At 68.0% G+C, this 2,538-nt stretch carries 2 protein-coding genes; both read right to left on the bottom strand.

Annotated features, from left to right (window positions below):
* Positions 1–9: 9 nt before the first annotated feature.
* On the bottom strand, positions 10–1,107 hold the full coding sequence (locus tag G3N99_RS38175; protein WP_206124962.1) for an extracellular solute-binding protein: 1,098 nt from the start codon (positions 1,105–1,107) through the stop codon (positions 10–12).
* Between the two features lie 149 nt (positions 1,108–1,256).
* Positions 1,257–2,538: aldehyde dehydrogenase family protein (locus tag G3N99_RS38170; RefSeq protein WP_206124961.1), on the bottom strand; the 1,282-nt coding region annotated here is incomplete at its 5' end.

Below are 2,538 nucleotides of genomic sequence, written 5' to 3'. Positions count from 1 at the left end.
GCCATGTCGTTACGCCGAGAAGAGGCCCGTGTAGCGCTTGATCCATGCCGGCTGGACCGCCGCGAGCGCCTTGTCGTCATGCAGCACGGCTTTCTCCGCGATCTGCTGCGGCGACGGCACGAACGCGCGGCTTTCCGCGGGAATCACGGCCCTGCCGTTCACCGGGCCGTTCAGGACGTCCGCCGCCATCCGGCCTTGTACGCCGGCGTCGAGCGAATGATTGATGAACGCGTGGATCAGGTCGAGGTCGCCCGGGTGCGCCTTCGGAATCACGGTGAACATCAGCTGCGTCGCGAAGCCTTCCTTCATCCCGTACGTCACGCCCATCTTGTAGTCGGGCTTGCGGATCTGGTCCGGGAAGAACGCGGGCGAATAGATGCCGCCGATGTCGAGCGAGCCCGTGCGGAACAGGTCGGCGACCTGGTTCGGGTTTTCGCCGAGGGTCATCACGCGGTCCTTCAGTTGCGCGAGCTTCCGGAATCCCGGGTCGATGTTCTGCTGCGAACCGCCGGCCAGCTTCGCCGCGATGATCGCGAGGTCGACCGCCTCGGCCCACTCGGGCGGCGGCAGGAACAGGCGGCCCGCATACTTCGGATCCCACAGTGCCTCGTAGCTCGACGGTGCGCTTTTCACGGTCGCCGTGTTGTAGATCAGCCCGTCCGACCACAGCAGGTAGCCGATGCCGAAGCCGTTCGCGCCGGTGCGATATTGCGGCGCGACGTCCTTCAGGTTCGGCAGCCGGTTCAGGTCGGGCTTCGCGAGCAGGCCCGCGTCCGCGAGACCGGACGCGCCGACGCCGGCGAGCGTGATGACGTCGTAGGTCGGCCGTTCGCCGGCGGCCTTGACCTTCGCGACCATCCCCGACGTGCCGTCCGCGCGATCGGCGATTACTCGTGCGCCGGTCTGCTTGCTGAAGCTTTCCGCGATGTTGCGCAGCGCGGCCGCGCCGGTATCGTCGGACCACGTGAGCAGGCGCAGCGTCTTGCCTGCGAAACTGCTCGTCTGTGCTTTCGCAGTACTGATGAATGGCATCGGAAGGGCGGATGCAGCGAGCGCCGTGCCGAGGGTTTTGATCACCTGCCTTCTGCCCGCCTTGAAGTGTTGCATGGCCGTCTCCTGATGAACGATGCCGTGTGGTCCGATGCCTGTCGCCGAACTGCGGCGCGGGGTGTGGATGAACTGTAGGGAGGTCAAATTTCCGCAACAAACGAAATATCCGCATGCGCGGCATGACATAAACGCATGGCGCGGCGACCTCAGCCGGCCGGCATCATGACCTGCTTGATCTCCTGAAATGCAGCGAGCCCGAACGGGCCGAGCTCGCGTCCGATGCTGCTGCGCTTGTAGCCGCCCCATGAGGTTTGCGGATAGATCAGCTGCGGCGTGTTGATCCACACGACGCCTGCCTCGAGCGCGCCGGCAACCCGCCTGGCGCGGGCCGTGTCGCGCGTGACGACGGTTGCGACGAGCCCGTATTCGGTATCGTTGGCGGCCGCGATCGCACCGTCTTCGGTGTCGAATGCGCGGACGCACAGCACCGGTCCGAAGATTTCGTCACACCATAGCGAGCTGTCGGCGGGTACGTCGGCGAACAGCGCTGGCCTGATGAAATAGCCGGGGCCGTCGAGCGCCTTGCCGCCCGTCACGAGCCGCGCGCCGTCGGCCCGGCCCTGCGCGATGTGACGCTGCACGCGCTCGTACTGCGCGCGGTTCGTCAACGGGCCCATCTGGACGCCGGGGGCGAACGGCGGGCCGACGACGGTCGCGTCGATGCGCCGTGCAAGGCGCGCGATCAGGTCGTCGGCGAGCGGCGCGGCGACGAGCACGCGCGAGGTCGCCGAACACATCTGTCCGGCGTTGAACAGGCCGCCGCCCGTGACGAGCTCGACCGCGTGGTCGAGATCGGCATCGTCGAACACGACGATCGACGACTTGCCGCCGAGTTCGAGGCCGACGCCCTTGATCGTGTCCGCGGCCGTCTTCATGACCTGCGCACCGACGGCGGTGCTGCCGGTAAACGACACCTTCGCGACGAGCGGATGCGCGCACAGTCGGGCGCCGACGTCGTGGCCGGTGCCCGTCACGACGTTCAGCACGCCGGGCGGCAGCCCCGCTTCGGCGGCGATCGCGGCGAGTTCGAGCTCGGGCAGCGGTGTGATCTCGGACGGCTTCAGCACGATGGTGCAACCGGCCGCGAGCGCGGGCGCGAGCTTCCAGGCGGTCGTCACCATCGGGAAATTCCACGGCACGATCAGCGCGGCGACGCCGGCCGGCTCGCGCCGGATCCACGCGCGATGGTCCGCGTCGGGCAGCGCGATCTCGGTTTCGCCGTCGGTGTCGAGGCGGTCCGCGAGGCTCGCGTAGTAGTCGAAGGTGGCGATCACGTCGGCGACGTCGATCTCGGCTTCGGCGAACGGCTTGCCATTGTTGAGCGACTGCAGTGTCGCCAGCCGCGCGCGACGGGCGTCGACGCCGCGCGCGATCGCGCGGAGCAGCGCCGCACGCGTGGCGCCCGTCGTGCGTTTCCAGCCGGGAAAA

The organism is Burkholderia sp. Ac-20392, from assembly GCF_017104585.1.
Taxonomy (GTDB): Bacteria; Pseudomonadota; Gammaproteobacteria; order Burkholderiales; family Burkholderiaceae; genus Burkholderia; species Burkholderia lata.
Note: the sequence above shows the minus strand (reverse complement) of the source record. Positions and strands in the feature narration are given on the sequence as shown.

Excerpts from the sequence above, each read along its gene's own strand:
- G3N99_RS38175 (WP_206124962.1), bottom strand. The coding sequence starts at position 1,107 with ATGCAACACTTCAAGGCGGGCAGAAGGCAGGTGATCAAAACCCTCGGC.